Annotated in this window: 16 protein-coding genes; 12 read left to right on the top strand and 4 right to left on the bottom strand. The window is 73.9% G+C overall.

Going from position 1 to position 18,978, the window contains the following annotated elements:
• Nucleotides 1-339: 339 nt before the first annotated feature.
• The gene (locus AKI01S_RS01765) at nt 340-1,485 is read left to right on the top strand and encodes a nuclear transport factor 2 family protein (protein WP_067811559.1); all 1,146 of its coding nucleotides are present in this window, start codon (nt 340-342) and stop codon (nt 1,483-1,485) included.
• A gap of 39 nt (nt 1,486-1,524) precedes the next feature.
• On the opposite strand, the gene trpD is transcribed toward AKI01S_RS01765, so the two are convergent.
• Both trpD and AKI01S_RS01755 read right to left on the bottom strand, forming a co-directional pair.
• A complete protein-coding gene (gene trpD, locus AKI01S_RS01760; RefSeq protein WP_067811557.1) occupies nt 1,525-2,574 on the bottom strand; it encodes an anthranilate phosphoribosyltransferase in 1,050 nt (349 codons plus the stop codon).
• 67 nt (nt 2,575-2,641) lie between these two features.
• Nucleotides 2,642-3,040, bottom strand: a complete 399-nt coding sequence (locus AKI01S_RS01755) for a response regulator (protein WP_245681438.1) — start codon at nt 3,038-3,040, stop codon at nt 2,642-2,644.
• A 306-nt stretch (nt 3,041-3,346) separates the two neighbouring features.
• Here AKI01S_RS01755 and ctaE point away from each other — a divergent pair, with 306 nt between their 5' ends.
• The 5 genes from ctaE to AKI01S_RS01730 all read left to right on the top strand — a co-directional run bounded on the left by ctaE (nt 3,347) and on the right by AKI01S_RS01730 (nt 8,941).
• A complete protein-coding gene (gene ctaE, locus AKI01S_RS01750; protein WP_067811554.1) occupies nt 3,347-4,009 on the top strand; it encodes an aa3-type cytochrome oxidase subunit III in 663 nt (220 codons plus the stop codon).
• A gap of 40 nt (nt 4,010-4,049) precedes the next feature.
• On the top strand, nt 4,050-4,961 hold the full coding sequence (gene qcrC / locus AKI01S_RS01745; RefSeq protein ID WP_067811551.1) for a cytochrome bc1 complex diheme cytochrome c subunit: 912 nt from the start codon (nt 4,050-4,052) through the stop codon (nt 4,959-4,961).
• The gene (gene qcrA, locus AKI01S_RS01740) at nt 4,958-6,061 is read left to right on the top strand and encodes a cytochrome bc1 complex Rieske iron-sulfur subunit (RefSeq protein ID WP_067811548.1); all 1,104 of its coding nucleotides are present in this window, start codon (nt 4,958-4,960) and stop codon (nt 6,059-6,061) included. Before qcrC ends, qcrA begins: the two co-directional genes overlap by 4 nt.
• Nucleotides 6,058-7,719, top strand: coding sequence for a cytochrome bc1 complex cytochrome b subunit (gene qcrB / locus AKI01S_RS01735; protein ID WP_067811546.1), 1,662 nt, complete (start codon nt 6,058-6,060; stop codon nt 7,717-7,719). The genes qcrA and qcrB overlap by 4 nt, the downstream gene beginning before the upstream one ends.
• Before the next feature lie 94 nt (nt 7,720-7,813).
• Complete coding sequence (locus AKI01S_RS01730; protein WP_067811543.1) at nt 7,814-8,941, top strand: glycosyltransferase family 4 protein; 1,128 nt, start codon at nt 7,814-7,816, stop codon at nt 8,939-8,941.
• Nucleotides 8,942-8,960: 19 nt separating this feature from the next.
• Here AKI01S_RS01730 and AKI01S_RS01725 read toward each other — a convergent pair whose 3' ends face one another.
• The gene (locus AKI01S_RS01725; protein WP_067811540.1) at nt 8,961-9,836 is read right to left on the bottom strand and encodes an alpha/beta hydrolase; all 876 of its coding nucleotides are present in this window, start codon (nt 9,834-9,836) and stop codon (nt 8,961-8,963) included.
• A gap of 155 nt (nt 9,837-9,991) precedes the next feature.
• Between AKI01S_RS01725 and AKI01S_RS01720 the strand changes: the two genes are divergently transcribed.
• Both AKI01S_RS01720 and AKI01S_RS01715 read left to right on the top strand, forming a co-directional pair.
• Complete coding sequence (locus AKI01S_RS01720; RefSeq protein ID WP_067811537.1) at nt 9,992-10,816, top strand: hypothetical protein; 825 nt, start codon at nt 9,992-9,994, stop codon at nt 10,814-10,816.
• Nucleotides 10,817-11,247: 431 nt separating this feature from the next.
• Entirely contained in the window at nt 11,248-12,807 is a 1,560-nt protein-coding gene (locus AKI01S_RS01715) for a penicillin-binding transpeptidase domain-containing protein (RefSeq protein ID WP_067811534.1), read from the top strand.
• Here AKI01S_RS01715 and AKI01S_RS01710 read toward each other — a convergent pair.
• Nucleotides 12,793-13,983, bottom strand: a complete 1,191-nt coding sequence (locus AKI01S_RS01710) for an MFS transporter (protein WP_169813891.1) — start codon at nt 13,981-13,983, stop codon at nt 12,793-12,795. The two genes, AKI01S_RS01715 and AKI01S_RS01710, sit on opposite strands and share 15 nt — an antisense overlap.
• A 75-nt stretch (nt 13,984-14,058) precedes the next feature.
• On the opposite strand from AKI01S_RS01710, the gene AKI01S_RS01705 reads away from it, so the two are divergent.
• From AKI01S_RS01705 to AKI01S_RS01690, 4 genes are all read left to right on the top strand, one after another.
• Nucleotides 14,059-14,691: a TetR/AcrR family transcriptional regulator gene (locus AKI01S_RS01705; RefSeq protein ID WP_067811577.1), complete on the top strand. Its 633-nt coding sequence runs from the start codon at nt 14,059-14,061 to the stop codon at nt 14,689-14,691.
• A 167-nt stretch (nt 14,692-14,858) separates the two neighbouring features.
• Nucleotides 14,859-16,598: a M23 family metallopeptidase gene (locus AKI01S_RS01700; RefSeq protein ID WP_157419589.1), complete on the top strand. Its 1,740-nt coding sequence runs from the start codon at nt 14,859-14,861 to the stop codon at nt 16,596-16,598.
• Nucleotides 16,579-17,340, top strand: coding sequence for a ferric reductase-like transmembrane domain-containing protein (locus AKI01S_RS01695; protein ID WP_067811529.1), 762 nt, complete (start codon nt 16,579-16,581; stop codon nt 17,338-17,340). The genes AKI01S_RS01700 and AKI01S_RS01695 overlap by 20 nt, the downstream gene beginning before the upstream one ends.
• Entirely contained in the window at nt 17,337-18,857 is a 1,521-nt protein-coding gene (locus AKI01S_RS01690) for an NADH-quinone oxidoreductase subunit NuoF family protein (RefSeq protein ID WP_067811526.1), read from the top strand. The genes AKI01S_RS01695 and AKI01S_RS01690 overlap by 4 nt, the downstream gene beginning before the upstream one ends.
• Nucleotides 18,858-18,978 lie beyond the last annotated feature (121 nt).

Raw genomic sequence — 18,978 nt, 5'->3', positions numbered from 1 at the left:
CCCCCGGCAGGGGCGCAGCCCCTACAACCCTGGCGGGCTCCGCCCCACACCCCGGCGGGGGACTCCGTCCCCACATCCCGGCAGGGCTCTGCCCTTTGCCCCCGCGCCCCCTTCTTGGGGCTCCGCCCCTTGCCCCCGTGGGGCTTCGTTCCCGTGCCTCTGGCGGGGCGCTGCCTCCACGCTCTTCCTCTCCGGTCCTCGGAGTGTCTTTCGGCGGGGGCGGGGCGGCGATCGTGGTGAGTGAGGACGGCTCACGTCTCTCAGGTATGCGTACCTCGCATGGTTACTCTGCGAGATCTGCGCTTGTCGCAGGACTTGTGCTGCCGCACGCTGGGACGCATGACCGCACCGCACACGATCGCCGTCCTGGGGCTGGGCCGTATGGGCGCCGCGATTGCGACACGACTTGCCGAGCACGACTGGGACGTCGTCGGTTGGACGCGCTCCGGGCGCTCGGCGGGGACTTTTCAGATGAGCGACGACCCGAAGGACGCGGTGGCCAAGGCCGATCTCGTTCTCCTGGCGTTGTTCGACGGCCGGGCCTGTCGGCAGGTCCTCGATCATGTTCGTGAGTCGTTGGGAGAGGGCACGGTCGTGCTGAACACCAGCACCATCGCTCCCGCCGAGGCGGCGGACCTGGCCCGGTGGCTCGGCCCGGCCTACGTCCACGCGCCCGTGCTCGGCTCCGTGCCGGCTGCCGCCGGCGGGGACCTGCGGATTCTCGTCGGCGCCGACCAGGGCGCGTTCGACCGGGTCCGGCCGGTCCTGGAGGCGCTGGGCACCGTGCGGCGCGTCGAGGACGCCGCCACCGCCGCCGCCCTCAAACTGATCGCCAACCACAGCCTCGCCGGTGCCGTCCTCGCGCTGCGCGACTCGCTGCGGCAGGCCGACGCCCTGGGACTGCCCCGCGCCCAGGTGCTGGACGTCCTCGAACTCGGCCAGCTCGGCGCGCTCGTGGCCCGCAAGCGGGCCTTCCTGTCGGAGGAACCGGCCACCGTCGCGCCCCAGTTCACGATCGGCGCGCTGGCCAAGGACATGGCCCTGCTGGCCGACGCGTCGGGCACACCCCTGCGCAGCGCGGCCGGCCTGGCCGGCCCTCCTGACGCCGACATCGCCCTCGCCGCCACGGTCCCCGCCGTGGACGAGGCGGTCCTCGAACCGCTACGCGCCTATATCCGCGGGCACGCCACCGGCGACCCCGCCCACTTCCGCGACGCGTTCCTGCCCAGCGCCCACATCGAGGGGATCCGGGACGGCGCGTTCGTCTCGTGGGGCCTGGAGGAATACTGCGCCCTGTTCCAGGGACGACCGGCGCCGGACGAACCGGCCCGCTCGCGCCGCATCGACGCCGTCGACGTCCACGGCACCGTCGCGACCGCGTCCATGACGCTCCGGCACGGTGCGGACACCTTCACCGACATTTTTCTGCTGGTCCATGTCGATGGCGGCTGGCACATCGCCAACAAGGTTTACCACCGGCGCTGATCGTCGGGGTGCGGGACTTTCCGTCCCGCACCCCGACGATCAGTTCTGGTAGCGCTGCGCGGTCTCCGCCCAGCGGGTCATGAGGGCCGCCGCCGCTCCCGAGTCCACCGCCCGGCCCGCTCGTTCGTAGGCGGCCGCCAGGGTCTCGGTCAGCTTCTCCGCGGGGGGTGCTCCCTCGTAGGCGGCGATCAGGGCCGCCGCGTTCAGCAGGACCATGTCGCGGACCGGGCCCTTCCCGCCGTTGAACGCCTCGCGCGCCACGTTCGCGTTGAACTTCGCGTCCGCGCCGCGCAGGTCCTCCGGGCGCGCGGGAGGGATGCCCAGGTCCGCCGGGTTGAACGTGGTCTCCGTCGCCGCGCCGTCGCGGACCACCCACACCGCCGAGGTGCCCGTCGTGGTCAGCTCGTCCAGGCCGTCGTCGCCCCGGAACACCAGCGACGAGTTGCCGCGTTCGGCGAACACGCCCGCGATGATCCCGGCCATGCGCGGGTGGAACACCCCGACCGCCTGCGCCGTCGGCCGGGCCGGGTTGGTCAGCGGGCCCAGGAAGTTGAACACCGTCGGCGTGCCGAGCTCGCCGCGGGCCTTGCCCGCGTACTTCAGGGCCGGGTGGTAGCGCGGCGCGAAGCAGAACGTGATGCCGACCTCCTCGGCGACGCGCGCCGTCGCCTCCGGGGTCAGGTCCAGCGGGATGCCCAGCTCCTCCAGCAGGTCCGCCGCGCCGCAGGAGGACGAGGCGGCGCGGTTGCCGTGCTTGACGACCTTCACGCCCGCCGCGGCCGCCACCACCGCCGCCATCGTGGAGATGTTCACCGTGTGGGCGCGGTCGCCGCCGGTGCCCACCAGGTCGGCGATCCGGCCGGGGACGTGGATCGGGGTGGCGTTGGCGAGCATCCCCTCGGCCATCCCCGCCACCTCGGCCACCGTCTCGCCCTTGGCGCGCAGCGCGACCGCCAGGCCGGCGATCTGCACGTCGGTGGCCTCCCCGGTCATGATCTTGTGCATGGCCCAGGAGGCCTCCTCGCCCGACAGCGACTCGCCGCCGAGCAGGGCGTTCAACAACGCCGGCCAGGTCGTACGCGCATCCATTGCTTCCCCCAGAAAGTGGTGGGTCTGGGGGATGCGCGGGGGCGCGCACCCCCCGGCGAACAGGTGATTACAGAGCCGGAAGGCGGTTGTCGGCGCGCCAGCGCAGCAGTTCGGCCACGGCCTTGGCCAGGGCCATCGGGTCCAGCGGGAGGCTGATCACCTTGTCGGCGCGCGACCAGGTGGCCAGCCAGCCGTCGTCCCGGCGGGCGATGATCGCCAGCACCGGCGGGCAGTCGTAGACCTCGTCCTTGGCCTGGCGGCACACGCCCAGCCCGCCCGCGGGCTGGGCCTCACCGTCCACGATCACCAGGTCGATGTCGCCCTCGTCCAGCCGGGCCACGACGGCGGGCTGGGTGGCGATCTCCACGAACTCCACCTGCGGGAGGTCGGCGGCCGGGCGGCGCCCGACGGCGAGCCGGATCTGGGCACGGGTGTTCGCGTCGTCGCTGTAGACCAGAACCTTCATCGGACTCTCCGGGGCGTGGCTCATGGCAGGCAAGGCTACCGGTTCGGACCCCGCCGCACGAGAGTCGCGGCGGGGGCGGGGGCACGGCGGGTCGCCGCGCCGTCGCAGCCGCATCGTTCCCCCAACGCGCCCGACGATCAAGAGGGCGGGGACGAAAACCGGCGCGAGCCCCCTCGGGAACCCCGGAGGCGCTGGTACCGGGCGGGTTTCGGGGGTCTGCCGGGGCCCGCGCGCGCACCTGCGATGACACGCTCGGGAACTCCAGGAGGGGGGTCATGCGTCAGTGATGGAACGGGTGACGTAATAATGCTGCCCGTGGCAACAGCATCCGCGATAGAGACAACACCTCACGCTCGGGCGAATCGTCCCAACCTGGTCAGCGTGGGGACGATCGTTTGGCTGTCGTCCGAGCTGATGTTCTTCGCGGCCCTGTTCGCGATGTTCTTCACGATCCGCTCTGTGACGATGGGCCAGCACGGCGAGCACTCGTGGCCCGGCGCCGAGCTCGACCTGCCGTTGGCGGGCTTCAACACCCTGATCCTGGTGCTGTCCTCGGTGACGTGCCAGATGGGCGTGTTCAAGGCCGAGGCCGGCAAGGTCGGCCGGGACGGCGGCCTGCTGAACTTCCGCAAGTGGGGCCTGCGCGAGTGGTACGTCCTCTCGTTCCTGATGGGCGCCTACTTCGTCGGCGGGCAGGTCTTCGAGTACTACAACCTCGTCACCCACGACGGCCTGACGCTGTCCTCGTCGGCCTACGGCTCGGTGTTCTACCTGACCACCGGCTTCCACGGCCTGCACGTCACCGGCGGCCTGATCGCGTTCCTGTTCGTGCTGGGACGCACCTACGCGGCCAAGCGGTGGACCCACGAGCAGGCCACCAGCGCGATCGTCGTGTCCTACTACTGGCACTTCGTCGACGTGGTCTGGATCGGCCTGTTCGCGGCGATCTACCTGCTCGACCTCCACTGACCGCTTGACCACCGACGACAAGACCCGAACGGGGAATTCCGTGAAAAGGTTCACCGCATGGCGACGGCGCCCGTGGGCGGGCTACGCCGTCGTGCTGGCGGCCCTGGCGGCGATCGGCGTCATCTACGCCGGCTTCACGCCGCAGTCTGACCGCGCCGAGGCGGCGAACGCGACCCAGGCGGCCGCGGATCTTGAGAACGGCCGACAGCTGTACAACAAGAACTGCGGCAGCTGCCACGGCCTCAACGCCGAGGGCACCAAGGACGCCAAGGGCAAGCCCATCGCGCCAAGCCTGCTGGGTGTGGGCGCCGCATCCGTCGACTTCCAGGTCAGCACGGGCCGCATGCCCGCGATGAACCCTGGCGCGCAGATGCCGCGCAAGAAGCCGGTCCCCGACTTCGACACCACCATCCGGACGGACTACGCCGAGCCCGAGAAGCGCGAGGCGGCCGAGAAGCAGAAGGCCCAGGCCGAGAAGAACCTGGCCGACCTGCGCGAGTACATCCAGAAGCTGGGTGGCGGCCCCGAGGTCCCGCCCGCGTCCGCCGTCGACCCCAAGGGCGGCGACGTCGCGGTCGGTGGCAAGCTGTTCCGCACCAACTGCGCCCAGTGCCACAGCTTCGTGGGCTCGGGCGGTGCGCTGACCGGCGGCAAGTACGCCCCTCCGCTGGACAAGAACGACGTCACGCCCACCCAGATCTACGAGGCCATGCTGACCGGCCCGCAGGCGATGCCGGTGTTCAACGACACCACCCTCACCCCCAAGGACAAGCAGGCCATCATCGCCTACCTGGTCCAGACGCGTGAGGAGCCCAACCCGGGCGGCAACGGCCTGGGCCGCATCGGCCCGGTGTCGGAGGGCCTGGCCGGATGGCTGGTCGGGATCGGCCTGCTGGTGCTCGCGGCCATGTGGATCACCGCGAAGAAGCCGAAGAAGCTGAAGAAGTCATGAGCGACAACAACGAGACCGCGGGCCCGGTGAACGAGCCACGCGAGGACGGCCCGGTCCGCAAGGTCGGCACGCCGTCGCCGGCGGAGGACAACACTCTGCTGGCCCAGGAGGAGTACCCCGCTCCGGCGGGCGCCGGCGAGGAACTGGACGAGAGGGAGGCCAAGAGGGCCGAGCGCATCGTCGCCTCGTTCTTCCTGCTCGCCTTCGCCGCCAGCGTGGCGTTCATCGTGTACTTCATCGGCTGGAGCGGCCGCGACGGCGGGATGCACGGCATCCACCGCGCCAAGGAGTCCAACCTCTGGCTCGGCGGGATGATGGCCCTGGCGTTCCTCGCCATGGCCATCGGCGTGACCATCTGGGTGCGCCGCCTGATGACCAGCAAGCCGATCGTCCAGGAGCGGCACGCGCTGGAGGCCGACACCGGGACGCGCCGGGCGTTCACCGAGGCGTTCCTGGAGGGCGCCGAGGACAGCGGCATCACCAAGCGGCCGCTGCTGCGCCGCACGCTGCTGCTGGCCGCCGCGCCACTGGGCCTGGCCCCGCTGGTGCTGCTGCGCGACCTCGGCCCGCTGCCGGAGAAGAAGCTGCGCCACACCTACTGGGGTGAGGCGGTCAAGGCGGCCAAGGCCAAGGGCCGCAGGGGCGTGCGCCTCGTCGTCGACGGCACCAACAAGCCGCTGAAGGTGAGCGACTTCGCCAGCCCCGGTGGCATGATCACCGTGCTGCCGGAGGGCATCGAGGAGAACGCCCACCACGTGATGAACGAGGTCGCCAAGGCGGTGACCATCCTGATCAACGTTCCGGCCGACCAGTTCAAGCCGGCCAAGGGTCGGGAGAACTGGCACGTCAACGGGATCGTGGCGTACTCGAAGATCTGCACGCACGTCGGCTGCCCGGCGGCCCTGTACGAGCAGACCACCCACCACATCCTGTGCCCGTGCCACCAGTCCACCTTCGACGCCACCGACGCCGCCAAGGTCGTGTTCGGTCCGGCCGCGCGTCCGCTGCCGCAGCTTCCGCTGGGCGTCGAGGACGGCTACCTGATCGCCACCGGGGACTTCCCCGAGCCGATCGGCCCGAGCTTCTGGGAGCGCGGATGAGCGAGGCAACGGCACCCAAGGCGGTCGCAGGGCCGCTGAACTTCCTGGACGACCGGCTGGGCTCGACCACCTTCTTCAACCGCAACCTGAAGAAGGTCTTCCCGGACCACTGGTCGTTCATGCTGGGCGAGATCGCCCTGTACAGCTTCATCATCCTGCTGCTGTCGGGCACGTTCCTGACGCTCTGGTTCCACCCGAGCATGATGGAGACCCACTACGAGGGCTCGTACACGAAGCTTCAGGGCGTGAAGATGTCCGAGGCCTACGCCTCGGCGCTGCACATCAGCTTCGACGTCCGCGGCGGCCTGCTCATGCGGCAGATCCACCACTGGGCGGCGATCCTGTTCATGGCGTCGATCATGGCGCACATGCTGCGGGTGTTCTTCACCGGCGCCTACCGCAAGCCGCGCGAGCTGAACTGGCTCATCGGCCTCGGCATGTTCACGCTGGGCATGGTGGAGGGCCTGTTCGGCTACTCGCTGCCGGACGACCTGCTGTCGGGCACCGGTCTGCGCATCACCCAGGGCGTGGCGCAGTCGATCCCGCTGGTGGGCACCTACATCTCGATGTTCCTGTTCGGCGGTGAGTTCCCCGAGGGCAACTACGGGGACCTGATCCCGCGCCTGTTCACGCTGCACGTGCTGCTGATCCCGGGCATCATCCTGGGTCTGGTGACCGCGCACATGATGATCATGTGGCACCAGAAGCACACCGCGATGCCGACGCAGAAGCAGACCGAGAAGCAGGTCTACGGCTACCCGTTCTACCCGGTCTTCATGGCCAAGACGGGCGCCTACTTCCTGTTCACCTTCGGCGTGGTGGCGCTGCTCGGCGCGTTCGCCCAGATCAACCCGATCTGGCTGTTCGGCCCGTACGACCCGGGGGCGATCTCCTCGGCGTCGCAGCCCGACTTCTACATGGGCATCCTGGAGGGCTCCCTCCGCATCATGCCCAACTGGGAGATCACGGCCGCGGGCCACACGCTCAGCCTGAACGTGCTGATCCCGGCGCTGCTGCCGCTCGGCATCGTCTTCGGCGGCGCGGCCATCTGGCCGTTCCTGGAGCAGTGGGTGACCGGCGACAAGCGGCACCACAACGTCAACGACCGTCCGCGCAACGCCCCGGTCCGCACCGGTGTGGGCATGGCCGCCGTCACCTTCTACGGCGTGCTGTGGCTGGCCGGCGCCAACGACGTGCTGGCCGAGCGGTTCCACCTGTCGCTGTTCGCCACGACCTGGTTCTTCCGGTTCACGGTGTTCATCGCCCCGGTGCTGGCCTACATCATCACCAAGCGGATCTGCCTGGGTCTCCAGCGCAAGGACGCGGCGATCGCGGCCCACGGGGTGGAGAGCGGCATCATCGTGATGTCGCCCGACGGCAAGTTCTCCGAGCGCCACGAGCCGGCGAGCCAGGAGCAGATGTCGGTGCTGCTGTCCAAGGAGCGGGCCAAGGAGCAGGCCCCGGCCGCGGACGCCAACGGCATCCCCGCGCCGAACAGCAAGGGCCCGATGGGCTACGTGCGGTCCCGCCTCCAGCGGGCCTGGACGTTCGACGACATCCCCGTCGAGAAGCACGACCACGGCCATGACGGCAACGGCCACGGCGGCCACGACGGCCACGAGGTCGAGGGCAGGGAGCCCAAGCAGATCAGCCACTGATCCGCTGTTCGCCACGCGCGGGGCCCGTCACCGGAACACCGGTGACGGGCCCCGTCGCGTGTCCGCCGCCGGGGGCGCCCGTATCCTGGGGGAAATGACCAAGACGCTCGTGGTGACCAACGACTTCCCCCCGCGGCCGGGCGGCATCCAGGCGTTCGTGCACAACCTGGCGGTGCGCCGCCCCGAGGGCTCGGTGGTGGTCTACGCGCCCGCCTGGAAGGGGGCGGCGGCGTTCGACGCCGCGCAGCCGTTCCCGGTGGTGCGGCACCCGACGTCGCTGATGGTCCCCGAGCCGTCGGTGCTGCGGCGCGCCGGGGAGATCCTGGCGGCGGAGGGCTGCGACTCGGTGCTGTTCGGCGCGGCGGCCCCGCTGGGGCTGCTGGCCCCGGCGCTGCGGCGGCGGGGCGCCGGGCGGCTGGTCGGGGTCACCCACGGGCACGAGGCGGGGTGGGCGTCGCTACCGGTGGCGCGGGGCCTGCTGCGGCGCATCGGCGACGGCGTGGACACGCTGACGTACCTGGGGGAGTACACCCGGTCGCGGATGGCGCGGGCGCTGTCGCCCCGGGCGGCCGCCCGGATGGCGCGGCTGGCCCCGGGCGTGGACGAGACGGTCTTCCGCGCCGGAGCGGGCGGCGAGGAGATCCGCGCGCGGCACGGGCTGACCGGGCGTCCGGTGGTGGTGTGCGTGTCGCGGCTGGTGCCCCGCAAGGGGCAGGACGCGCTGGTCCACGCCTGGCCGCGCGTGCTGCGGGCCGTTCCGGACGCGGCGCTGCTGCTGGTCGGCGGCGGCCCCTACCGGGCGGACCTGGAGCGGCTGGCCGCCGACCGCGGGGTCGCCGGGTCGGTGGTGTTCACCGGCAGCGTGCCGTGGGAGGAGCTGCCCGCCCACTACGACGCGGGCGACGTGTTCGCGATGCCGTGCCGGACCCGGCGCGGCGGCCTGGACGTCGAGGGCCTCGGGATCGTGTACCTGGAGGCGTCGGCGACGGGGCTGCCGGTGGTGGCCGGCGACTCGGGCGGCGCGCCGGACGCGGTGCTGGACGGGGAGACCGGGGTGGTGGTGCGGGGGCGTTCGGTGCCGGACGTCGCGGCGGCCCTGGTCGACCTGCTCACCGATCCCGGCCGCGCCCGCAAGATGGGCGAGCGGGGCCGGGAGTGGGTGGAGCGCGAGTGGCGCTGGGGGATCCAGGCCGAGCGCCTCGGCGTCCTGCTGGACCGGTAGCCGCGACAGTGACCGGTGGTCAGTAGTCGGTCGAGTAGAGCGCGTGGGCGGCCTGGCGCATGGGCGACATGCCGTCGGCGGTCTCCCGGACGTCGCCGCCCCAGGTGTGCGAGTAGCGCAGCCGGTAGGGAGCCGGGCCGCCGAGGTTGCGGACGCGGGTGTGGCCGACGCCCTGGCCCCGCAGGTAGGTGATCTTGTGGCGGGCGCGGGCGGCGAGCGCCGACGGCACCTTGACGGGCCCGTCGTCCTCGGCGGAGAACAGCGTCCAGTCGGTGCCGCCCTCCCCCTGCGGGTGCGGGACCGTGGCCAGCCAGCGCAGGAAGGGGCTGCCCTTGCGCAGGTCCCCGCACTGCTTGTAGGCGAAGCGGCACTTCATCCCCTGGTAGGGGGCGGCGAGCGAGACGGCGTTGCGGACGCGCAGGGAGGGCGGCCACGCGGGGGACCTGCCGCCGTACTTCCGCACCCCGGCGACGGCGGCGGCCGCGACGAGCCCGCCCATGGAGTGCCCGAGGACCGCGACCGGCCGTCCCCGGCTGGTGTGGTTGCGGTAGATGTCCCAGGCGAGCTGGCGGGACAGCTCCTTGAGCGGGGTGTCGCGGGTGCCGGGGACGACGCGGGTGCAGTTGGTGTCGTCCCGGTAGTAGCCCCAGGTGACGATCTCCCCCCGGAAGCCGTGGCGGCGCAGCTCGCCGAGCGTGACGCGCCAGGTCTTGGCGCAGTCGGAGGTGCCGTCCCACTGGACGCCGTGGACGAGGTAGACGGCCTCGGTCGCGGGCGGCGGCAGCGGCTTGGGGCGGGGGCGCGGCGCGGCGTCCGGACCGAAGGGGACGAGCCCGCACGCGGCGGCGGCGACGGCGACGGCGCCCGCCACCAGGACGGACCGGACGTGACGCACTCGGGTCCCTTCTCCGCTCTCGGGGTTTCGTCAGGGTGAACGACGATCATAGAGAGGATGGGGGGCGGGGCCGTAACGGACCGTCCCGGAACGGTCCGGGAACTCGTCGGGACGCCGACCGCCCGCGCCGGGGCCGGTGATGGCAGGATCGAGGCATGGCGGACGTCGAAGGCACCTGGACGCCGGTCCCCGGTACGGCCGTGGCCTGGCTGAACGAGCTGGACCCCGACCACTGCTACTCGGGCTTCGAGCCGCCCCGCGGCCCCGACGCGGTGTGGCTGCTGCACGCCATGTACGTGTGGCGGGAGGGCCTGGTCACCACCACCCACGACGACCTGCACCGGTCGATCCGCGCGGCCGGGCTCGCCGAGCCCGACCCCGGGGCCGAGCCGGGCGCCGAACCGGGCGCCGAGCCGGGCCGGGACCTGGGGGACCTGCTGGAGGGCCTGGTCGTCACCGGCACCGAGCTGGGCCGCAGCGGGCATCCGGGGGCGGGCTGGCGGCGGCTGCGGTGGGCGGAGCTGGCGCGCGGGTTCGGGGAGCCGGTGGTGCCGGAGGGGGAGCTGCCCGGCCACCGCTGCCTGCGGCGGGCGCACCCGACGGGGAGCTGGTCGGCGGCCGTGGCGCCGCCCGCCGAGGGATGCCTGGACCGGGAGGGCTGGCACCGGCTGATGGGGGTGCTGGAACGGCACAGCCCGGCCGGGCCCGACACCCGCTGCCTGGCCTACTACTGCCCGCTGGTGACCGCCGAATGGGACGAGGAGACCGTGCTGGCCGGGCGGCTGGGCGACGCCGGGGCGCTGTACGACCATCCGGCGGTGAACAGCTGCCCGTCGAACCTGTGGGCGGAGGACCGCTCGTGGGTGGTCTACTGCGACTGGGACCTGTGGGGGACCAAGGTGTCCGGTCCCACGCCGCTGGTGGAGGACCTGCTGGCCGATCCCGAGCTGGAGGCGCTGCGGCTGCCGTGGACCAGCTGAGGGCCCAGCGCGCCGGTTCCGGGGCGGGGCCCCGTCCGCGCCGATGTCGGGGCCCCGCCCCGGAACCGGCGTCCCGAGGGGGCCGCGCCGGCGTCTCCGGAAACCGGTTCCGCGGCGGCCCGGAGGTGGAGCCGTCCCCGAACCCTCCTCTGGGGGAGAACCGGAGGCGGGCGCCTGGCGGGGACGGCGGGCAGTGGACCGGACGCGGACGGAGGACGCCGGGCGCGACCCCGGCCTTTCGGTGATGCGCCTCCGAAGTTAGAACGCTCCGGAACCGACGGCACGCCCGTTAAACCGGACTTAAGGGACAGATCAGAACGGAATAAGTCCCCCATCCAGGGACGCCAGCCCCAAACCGGAATATGGCGATGTCTGGGCTTGCCCGGTGCCCGGTGGGATGATCCCCCCGGATCTCGGGCGGGAGGGCGTGGATGCGGGCGCGGGGCGTTGCGGGGCTGGCGGGAACGCTGGCCGTGGTCCTCACGGGCGGGCTGGGGGCGGCCCACGTGGTGCGGGAGGGCCGCGAGAAGGGCCCCGAGCAGGTCGCGCGCGACTACTTCGCCGCCTGGCGGCGCGGGGCGTTGGACGAGATGGCCGAGCTCGTCGCCCGGCCGCCCGCCGACTTCGCCGACCAGCACCGGGCGATGGTGCGCGGCCTGACCGTCTACTCGGTGGCGCTGGAACCGGGGCCGGTCACGCGGCAGGGCGACACCGCGCGCGTCGAGTTCACCGCCGACCGGAACGTCGGCGGGCACGGATCGTGGCGCTTCCGGTCGACGCTGCGGCTGGACCGCCGCTCGGGCCGCTGGCGGGTGGCCTGGACGCCCGACGCGCTGTACCCCGGGCTCAAGGGCCCGGCGGAGTGGCGGCTGTGGCAGGTCCAGGTGCGGCCCGTCACGTTCACCGCCCGCGACGGGGGGACGCTGTCCGGCGACGGGCCGCTCGCGCCCTACCTGACCGACCTCACCGACCGCTACGACACGGCGGACGGGGAGGACGGGGAGTCCGGGCCCGCCACCGCCTGGGCGGTCGAGGTGCGCGACAAGTCCGGAGGGGAGTTCCGGCGGCTGAAGCTGCTGGGCGCGCCGCGCGGCGAGAAGGTCCGCACCACCATCGACCCGGACGTGCAGGCCGCCGCCGAGAAGGCGCTGCGGGGCGCGCCCGGCGACGGCGCGGTCGTGGCGCTGCGCCCGTCCACCGGGGAGATCCTCGGGATCGCCGACACCCTCGGCGGGCAGGGCGCGTTCGTCAACCTGTACCCGCCGGGTTCCACGTTCAAGGTGGTGAGCGCCGCCGCGCTGCTGGGCCGGGGGATGGGCGGGGGCAGCGCGGTGGACTGCCCGGCCCGCGCCGTCGCCGCGCAGCGCACCATCACCAACCACGAGGGGACGTCGCTGGGCCGCACCACGCTGCGCCGGGCGTTCGCCGAGTCCTGCAACACCACGTTCGCGACCCTGACCGTCGGCCGGAGCCGGGCGGCGGGGCTGGCGTCGGCGGCCGGGGCGTTCGGGTTCGGCGAACGGCTGTGGCCCGGCGCGGCCTCGGCCTACAGCGACTTCCCCGAGACCGGCGAGGGCGCCGAGCTGGCCGAGTCGGCGATCGGCCAGGGCCGCGTCCAGGCCACCCCGCTGCTGATGGCCACGGTCGCGGCGGCCGTGGCGGACGGCTCCCGGCGTTCGCCGCGCCTGCTGGAGGCGCGGAGCCTGCGCAGGGCCGACGGGCGGACGGCGCCGCCGCGCCCGGTGCCGGGCGCGGCGGCGCTGCGGGACATGATGCGCGCGGTCGTCACCGAGGGCACCGCCGCGCGGGCCGGGCTCCCGGCGGGAACGGCGGGCAAGACGGGAACGGCGGAGGTCGGCGACGGCGGGGACTCCCACGCCTGGTTCATCGGCTTCCGCGGCGACGTGGCGTTCGCGGTGTTCGTCGCCGGGGGCGGCTCAGGTCCCAAGGTGGCGGTGCCGGTCGCGGCGCGCTTCCTACGCGGCCTGTGACGCGCTCCGGGCGGTGAGCGCCAGCAGCAGCGCGCCCGCCCCGAACAGGGCCGCCAGCGCGTAGGACAGCGGGGCCAGGCCGCCGCCGGTGAGCGCCCCGGCGAGCTGGGGGCCGAGGCTCGCGCCCACGAACAGCAGGGCGGTGAACAGCGAGCTGGCCGGACCGCGCGCCGCCCCGGCGCGGGCGCCGATCGTGTCGATCAGGCTGGGCGCGGCGACGGCGACCCCGGCGGTCAGCAGCATCAGCAGCACCGCCAGCCCGGCCGTGCCGGGCGTCAGCAGGCCGGTGAGCAGCGCCGCCGCGCCCGCCAGGGCCAGGGCCAGCCCGGCGCGCAGCGGGGCGTTCACCCGGGCCAGCAGCGGCATCAGGAACGGCACCGCCAGGATCACCGGCAGGCCGCTGGCGCGCAGCCCCAGCAGGCCGGTGACGCCGGTGAGCTGGAGCCCGGTGAACACCGCCACGAACCCGGTCAGCACGGTCGGCACCGCCGCGTAGATCAGCCGCAGGTCGCGGGAGACCAGCAGCGACGGCATCGCCCGGTAGGCGTCCAGCGGGGAGCGCCCGGCGTCCGGCGCGTCCGGCAGCATCACCCGGTGCAGCGCCACCGCCGCCAGCGCGAACAGCGCGGCCCCCGCCACGAAGAACCATCGCCAGCCGTACCCGGCCACCGCCTGCGCCGCGACCTGCGCGATCGCGGCGGCGGCCAGGAAACCGGTGGTCATCGCCGTCACCGTGACCAGGCGGCGGCGCGGCTCGATCCGCTCGCCGACATAGGCCATCGCCACCGGCGGGAACGCGCCCATCGCCATGCCCTGCGCCACGCGCAGCGCCAGCGCGACGCCGAACCCGGGCGCGGCGGCCAGCGCCGCCGTCAGCACGGCCGCGCCCGCGACCCCGGTGACGATCACGCGGCGGCGGCCGTACCGGTCCGACAACGGCCCGAACAGCAGGAACCCGGCCGCGTAGCCGAAGCCGTAGACCGTCATCAGCCAGGTCACGGCGGCGGGGGTGGTGTGCCACCGCTCCGCCATCGCGTCCACCAGCGGGATCAGCCCGTAGAGCTGGCCGGTCGCCAGCAGCGCCGTGAACGAGAAGACCGCGGCGGTGCGGCCGAACGGCGCGGGGCCCGCCGCGGGGCGGGCCAGGGGGAGCGGGGGGTTCAGTACCTGCGTCATGCCGCGGGACATTAGCCAACCAACCGGTTGGATGTCAACCAACCGGTTGGTTATCGATCGGCTATGATGCGGCACATGCCGAAGCACGCCGACGCGAGGCCCGCCGAGCCCGCCGACTCCGCCCGCGCCGCCGCCACCAAGGAGGCGCTGCTGGCCGCCGCCCACGACGAGTTCGCCCAGCACGGCGTCGCCGGGGCCCGCGTGGACCGCATCGCCCGCCGCGCCGGGGTCAACAAGGAGCGGATCTACGGCTACTTCGGCAGCAAGGAGAAGCTCTTCGACGCGGTCGTCAAGCGCGCCCTGGACGACTTCGCCCGGGTGACCGCCGGTCCCGGTGACGACGGGCCGGTGGAGTACGTGGGACGGCTGTTCGACTACTACCGCGAGCACCCCGACCTGCTGCGCCTGCTGATGTGGGAGTCGCTGCACGACCGCACCGACGACCTGCCCGACCGGCAGTGGCGGGTCGAGCTGTGCGGGAGCCGCGTGGACGCGCTCGCCGAGGCCCTCGGCGAGGAGCGGTCGCCCCGGGTCGCGCACACGATGCTGGCGCTGAAGGCCCTGGCCATGATGCCGCTGGCGCTGCCGCAGATCGGCGCGCTCATCGGCGTCGACCTCGACGACCCGCGGGAGGCCGGGGCGATGCGTGAACATCTGCTGGCCTTCGCGCGTACCGCTCTGTCGGACGGGCCCGCGGGCCGGTCCTGACGGATTTTTTCCGGCAACCCCTGGCATTGGGGCTCTTGGGGCGTATGCTCCGGGGGTGACGCGGTAGGAGCGAGCGGGCTCCGCGACCGTCGTCCACCCTTTCTCAGGAACCCTTCGGCCCTCGCCGTCGTCCGCGACGCTCTCCGCCATCTCCAGCAGGAGAGGGAATGGCGCGACGCGAGAGCAGGCATGTGCCCTACGACGAGGCGCAGAACGACGCGCATGCCGCCTTCTGGGCGGACCCGTCCGCCCGTTCCCGCCGGCGCGGCCGGCGGCGTGACGCGGAGAAGGCCCGTCCCCGTCAGACCCCACGGCCCGCCGCACGCCAGGGCGTGCGGGACGAGCCGCGGCGGGACGCACCCCCCTGGCGGGACCCCTGGCAGGAGCCCCGGCCAGAGCCCCGGTCAGAGCCATGGCCGGAGCCACGGCCGGAGCCGGGACGCCCGGTCCGGCAGCGGCCACGGCAGCAGCCCCGGCAGCGGTCCCCGCGCGAGACGGTGCGGGACGAGCCGCTGACCGTGCTGCCCTGGGACGTGCCGTTCGACGCGCGGGAGTGGGGCGCCTCCGCCCCCGACGCGCGGCGCGCGGCGCCCCGGGCGGAGCGGCCCGAGCGGCCCGAACCACCGCCCAGGAGGCCGGAGCCGCCGCGCGCCCCGGCCCGGCGCAGGCCCCCGGCGCGGCGCCCGCACGGCCCGGCCGACCGGCTCGGCACCGGCGCGCTCGTGCTGTCGATCATGGTGGGCCTGGGGCTGCTGGCGGTCGTGGAGCGGACGCTGCTGGAGGGCGGCCCGATCGGCGGCACCGACACCGTCGGCGCGCAGGGCCGCGCCGAACGGTCCCGCCCCCGCGCGACCCGCCCCGCCGAGGACCCGCCGCGCACCGCCCCCGCGCGGCCCGACCGGGACCGGGGCGGCGCCCCGGCGCCCGCCCCCGACGTCCAGGCGCTCACCGACCGGGTCCGCCGGATCACCCTCCAGGAGCGCGGCGCGGCGGCCCGCCAGAAGTACGGCGCGGCCGGTACGGCGCAGCCGATCGTCGGCACCGACCGGATCAGCCGCGACCGGACCTGGGCGTTCGGCACCACCGCGATCCCCGTGCCGGACGACTCCGCCGCCCTCCCCGAGGTCGCGTTCTTCGCCGCCCGCTGGACCCCGCGCAGCGGCTGGCAGGCGGCGCTGTCGGGCACCTCCGGGTTCGGCGCGCTGCTGACCCGGATGCCGCCCGCGCTGATGTCGGCCGACGAGGCCCGCGCGCTGAACCGCCACGCCACGGTCACCGCCGAGCAGGCCGCCGCCGCCGTCAACGGCGCCCGCGCGGGCGACGGCCTGGTGCTGCCCTGGCGGGTCGGCGCGACCTGGTCGATGGGCGCGGTCCCCACCCGCAACTCCCCGCGCCCGCTGGGGTCCCTGACGTTCTGGGGCGGCGACGGCACCGTCACCGCCGCCGGCGACGGCCGCCTCTACCGCTTCTGCTCGGCGGGCGGCGGCGGACTGGTCCTGCTGGTCCACCCCAGCGGACTGGCCACCACCTACTACCGGATGCGCGACGTCGTCCGCGTCCGCCCCGGGAGCCTGGTGCGGCGCGGCGAGCCCCTCGGCCGCACCGGCACCCAGCGGCCCTGCGGCGGCGCGCCCGCCTCCCGGCCCGACGTGCAGTTCGGGCTGCGGCGCGGGGCCGACGACGTCCCGTTCGAGGGGGCGCGGCTGGGCGGCTGGACGTTCCGCGAACGCGCCGCCCCGCTGCTGGGGTTCGCCGAACGCGGCGACATCCAGGTGCTGACCGGCGGGCTGCTGGCCAACCTCGGCCTCGCCGCCGGGCCCGCCGGATCCGACGGCCCCAAGGGCGAGCGCCCCGAGAAGAAGCCCGCCAACGACAAGAGGAGACAACGTGAAGACCCGCAGCAGTGAGGATCCGCTCCTCCCGACCTGGGCGCTGGCGGTCACCGCGTTCGGCGCGCTGATCGTGACCGTCGGCGCCGTCACTCCGCCCGGCGCGGCCCTGGCCGGGGGCCTGCAGCGGTTCCTGTCCTTCTACGCGGGCGTGTTCACGCTGCTGACGATGACCACCGCCGTGGTCACCGGCGTGCTGGCCTCCGAACGCGTCCTCCTGCGGATCCACCACCGGGTGCTGTTCCAGGGCGTGCACCGCGCCGCCTCGGTCCTGGCGGTCACCTTCGTCGTGGCGCACCTGCTGGTGAAGGTGCTCGGCGGGGTCGCCGCGCCGGTGAACGTCGTGGTGCCCGGCGTCGATCCGGTCGGGCTCGGCACGCTGGCGTTCCAGCTCATGCTGGTGGTCGCCGTGACCGGTGTGCTGCGCGCCCGGTTCGCCCTCCGCGCCCGGCCGTGGGTGTGGCGGTCCCTGCACTCGGTCGCCTACCTGGCCTGGCCGGTCGGCATCGCGCACGGCCTCACCGCGGGCCGCGCCCCCGCCAACTGGGTGGTCCTCGGCTACGTGCTGTGCATGGGCGCGGTCGCGCTGGCCGTGCTCACCCGGCTGGCCGTCTCGACCCGGCCGCGCCGGATCGGCCATGCCGGGGAGGGCCTGACGCCCGCCCCCGAGCGCCGGCCCGCCGCGTCCCGCGCCGAGACGGCGGTCCCCGAGCCCCGCGCCACGGTCGGCGACCCGCGCGGCACCCGGGTGGCGCGATGACCTCGACCTCCACGATCACCGTCTCGAACCTCGGCGGTCCCCGGCTGACGCTGGGGTTCGACCGGTTCGACCGCCTCGACCTGGAACGCCACCAGGCCGTGCACGGCAAGCTGCGCACCCCGCTGCTCGACGAGATCGTCAAGGCGGCCGAGCAGGTCGGCATGCGCGGCCGGGGCGGCGCGGGGTTCCCGTTCGCCCGCAAGCTCATGGCCGTCGCCGCCCGCGTCGTGCACCCGTCGGCCGACCAGACCGACCTGCTGCCCGGCGAGGGCGCCGACGACCGCCTGCCCGGCGAGGACGCCGTCGTGGTCGTCAACGGGGCCGAGGGCGAGCCGGGCAGCTTCAAGGACAAGGTGCTGCTCACCCGCGCCCCCCACCTGGTGCTGGACGGCGCGCAGATCGCCGCGACCGCCCTCGGCACCCAGCGGATCGTGGTCGCCGTCGAGAACGACGAGGCCGCCCGCTCGGTGCGGGCCGCCATCACCGAACGCCGGATGCCCGCCCGCGTCGTCCGCCTCACCGAACGGTTCATCTCCGGCGAGAGCGGCTCGGTCGTCCGGGCGATCAACGGGGACGTCCCCATCCCGTTCGGGGTGAAGGTCCGCGCCGCCGAGTCCGGCGTCGACGGCTGCCCCACCCTGCTGTCCAACACCGAGACGTTCGCGCAGCTGGCCGTGCTCACCTCGCTCGGCCCCGACCTGTACGCCTCGGTCGGCACCGAGGACGAGCCCGGCACCACGCTGCTGACCGTCGGCGGCACCCAGGTCGTCGAGGCCCCCTACGACACCCCGCTGACGGCGGTGCTGGAGTACTGCGGCGTCCCGGCCGGGCAGGGCGTGCTGGTCGGCGGCTACCACGGCATGTGGCTGGACCCGCCCGCGGTGCGCCGCGCCCGGCTGTCCGGCAAGGGCATGCGCGCGGTCGGCGGCACCGTCGGCGCGGGCATCGTCCTGCCGCTGCCCGAGGGCACCTGCCCGCTCGGCGAGGTCACCCGCATCGCCTCCTACCTGGCCGCCCAGTCGGCCGGGCAGTGCGGGCCGTGCCGGATGGGCCTGCCGGACGTGGTCCGCGCCCTCAACGCGCTCACCGAGGGCGCGGCGTCGGTGGAGGACGTCCGCCGCGCCGCCGCCGTCGGCATGGGGCGCGGCGCGTGCGGCCACCCCGACGGCACCGCCCGGTTCGTGCTGTCGGCGATGGACGCGTTCGCCGCCGACATCGCCGAACACCGGTACGGCGGCACGTGCGGGCAGTCGACGTTCGGCGTGCTGCCGCTGCCGGTGCCCGACGGCTCCGAGGGGAGGGTCGCCATCGACTGGAGCCGCTGCGACGGCCACGGCCTGTGCGCCTACCTGGTGCCCGAGCTGATCCAGCTCGACCGGTACGGCTTCCCCGTCGTGCTCGGCACCGACATCCCCGCCTGGATGGAACGCGACGTGCAGCGCGCCGTGTCGATGTGCCCGGCGCTGGCGCTGCGCGTCACCAACGGCATGTCGAGAAGCCCGGCCCGGCGTTCCTGAGAACGCGCCGACAATCCGGCCGGTGTTTTCCGGCCGGATTGTCGGCATGCCCTTTTCCAGGGTCTTGGAAAACCTCCGATAAATGCTGTTCCGGCTGAACCGGGAACGGCGTCGGCGCGTA

It is taken from the genome of Actinomadura kijaniata NBRC 14229, from assembly GCF_001552175.1.
Classification (GTDB): domain Bacteria; phylum Actinomycetota; class Actinomycetes; order Streptosporangiales; family Streptosporangiaceae; genus Spirillospora; species Spirillospora kijaniata.
The sequence above is the reverse complement of the archived record's forward strand: the minus strand, read 5'-3'. Positions and strand labels throughout refer to the sequence as shown.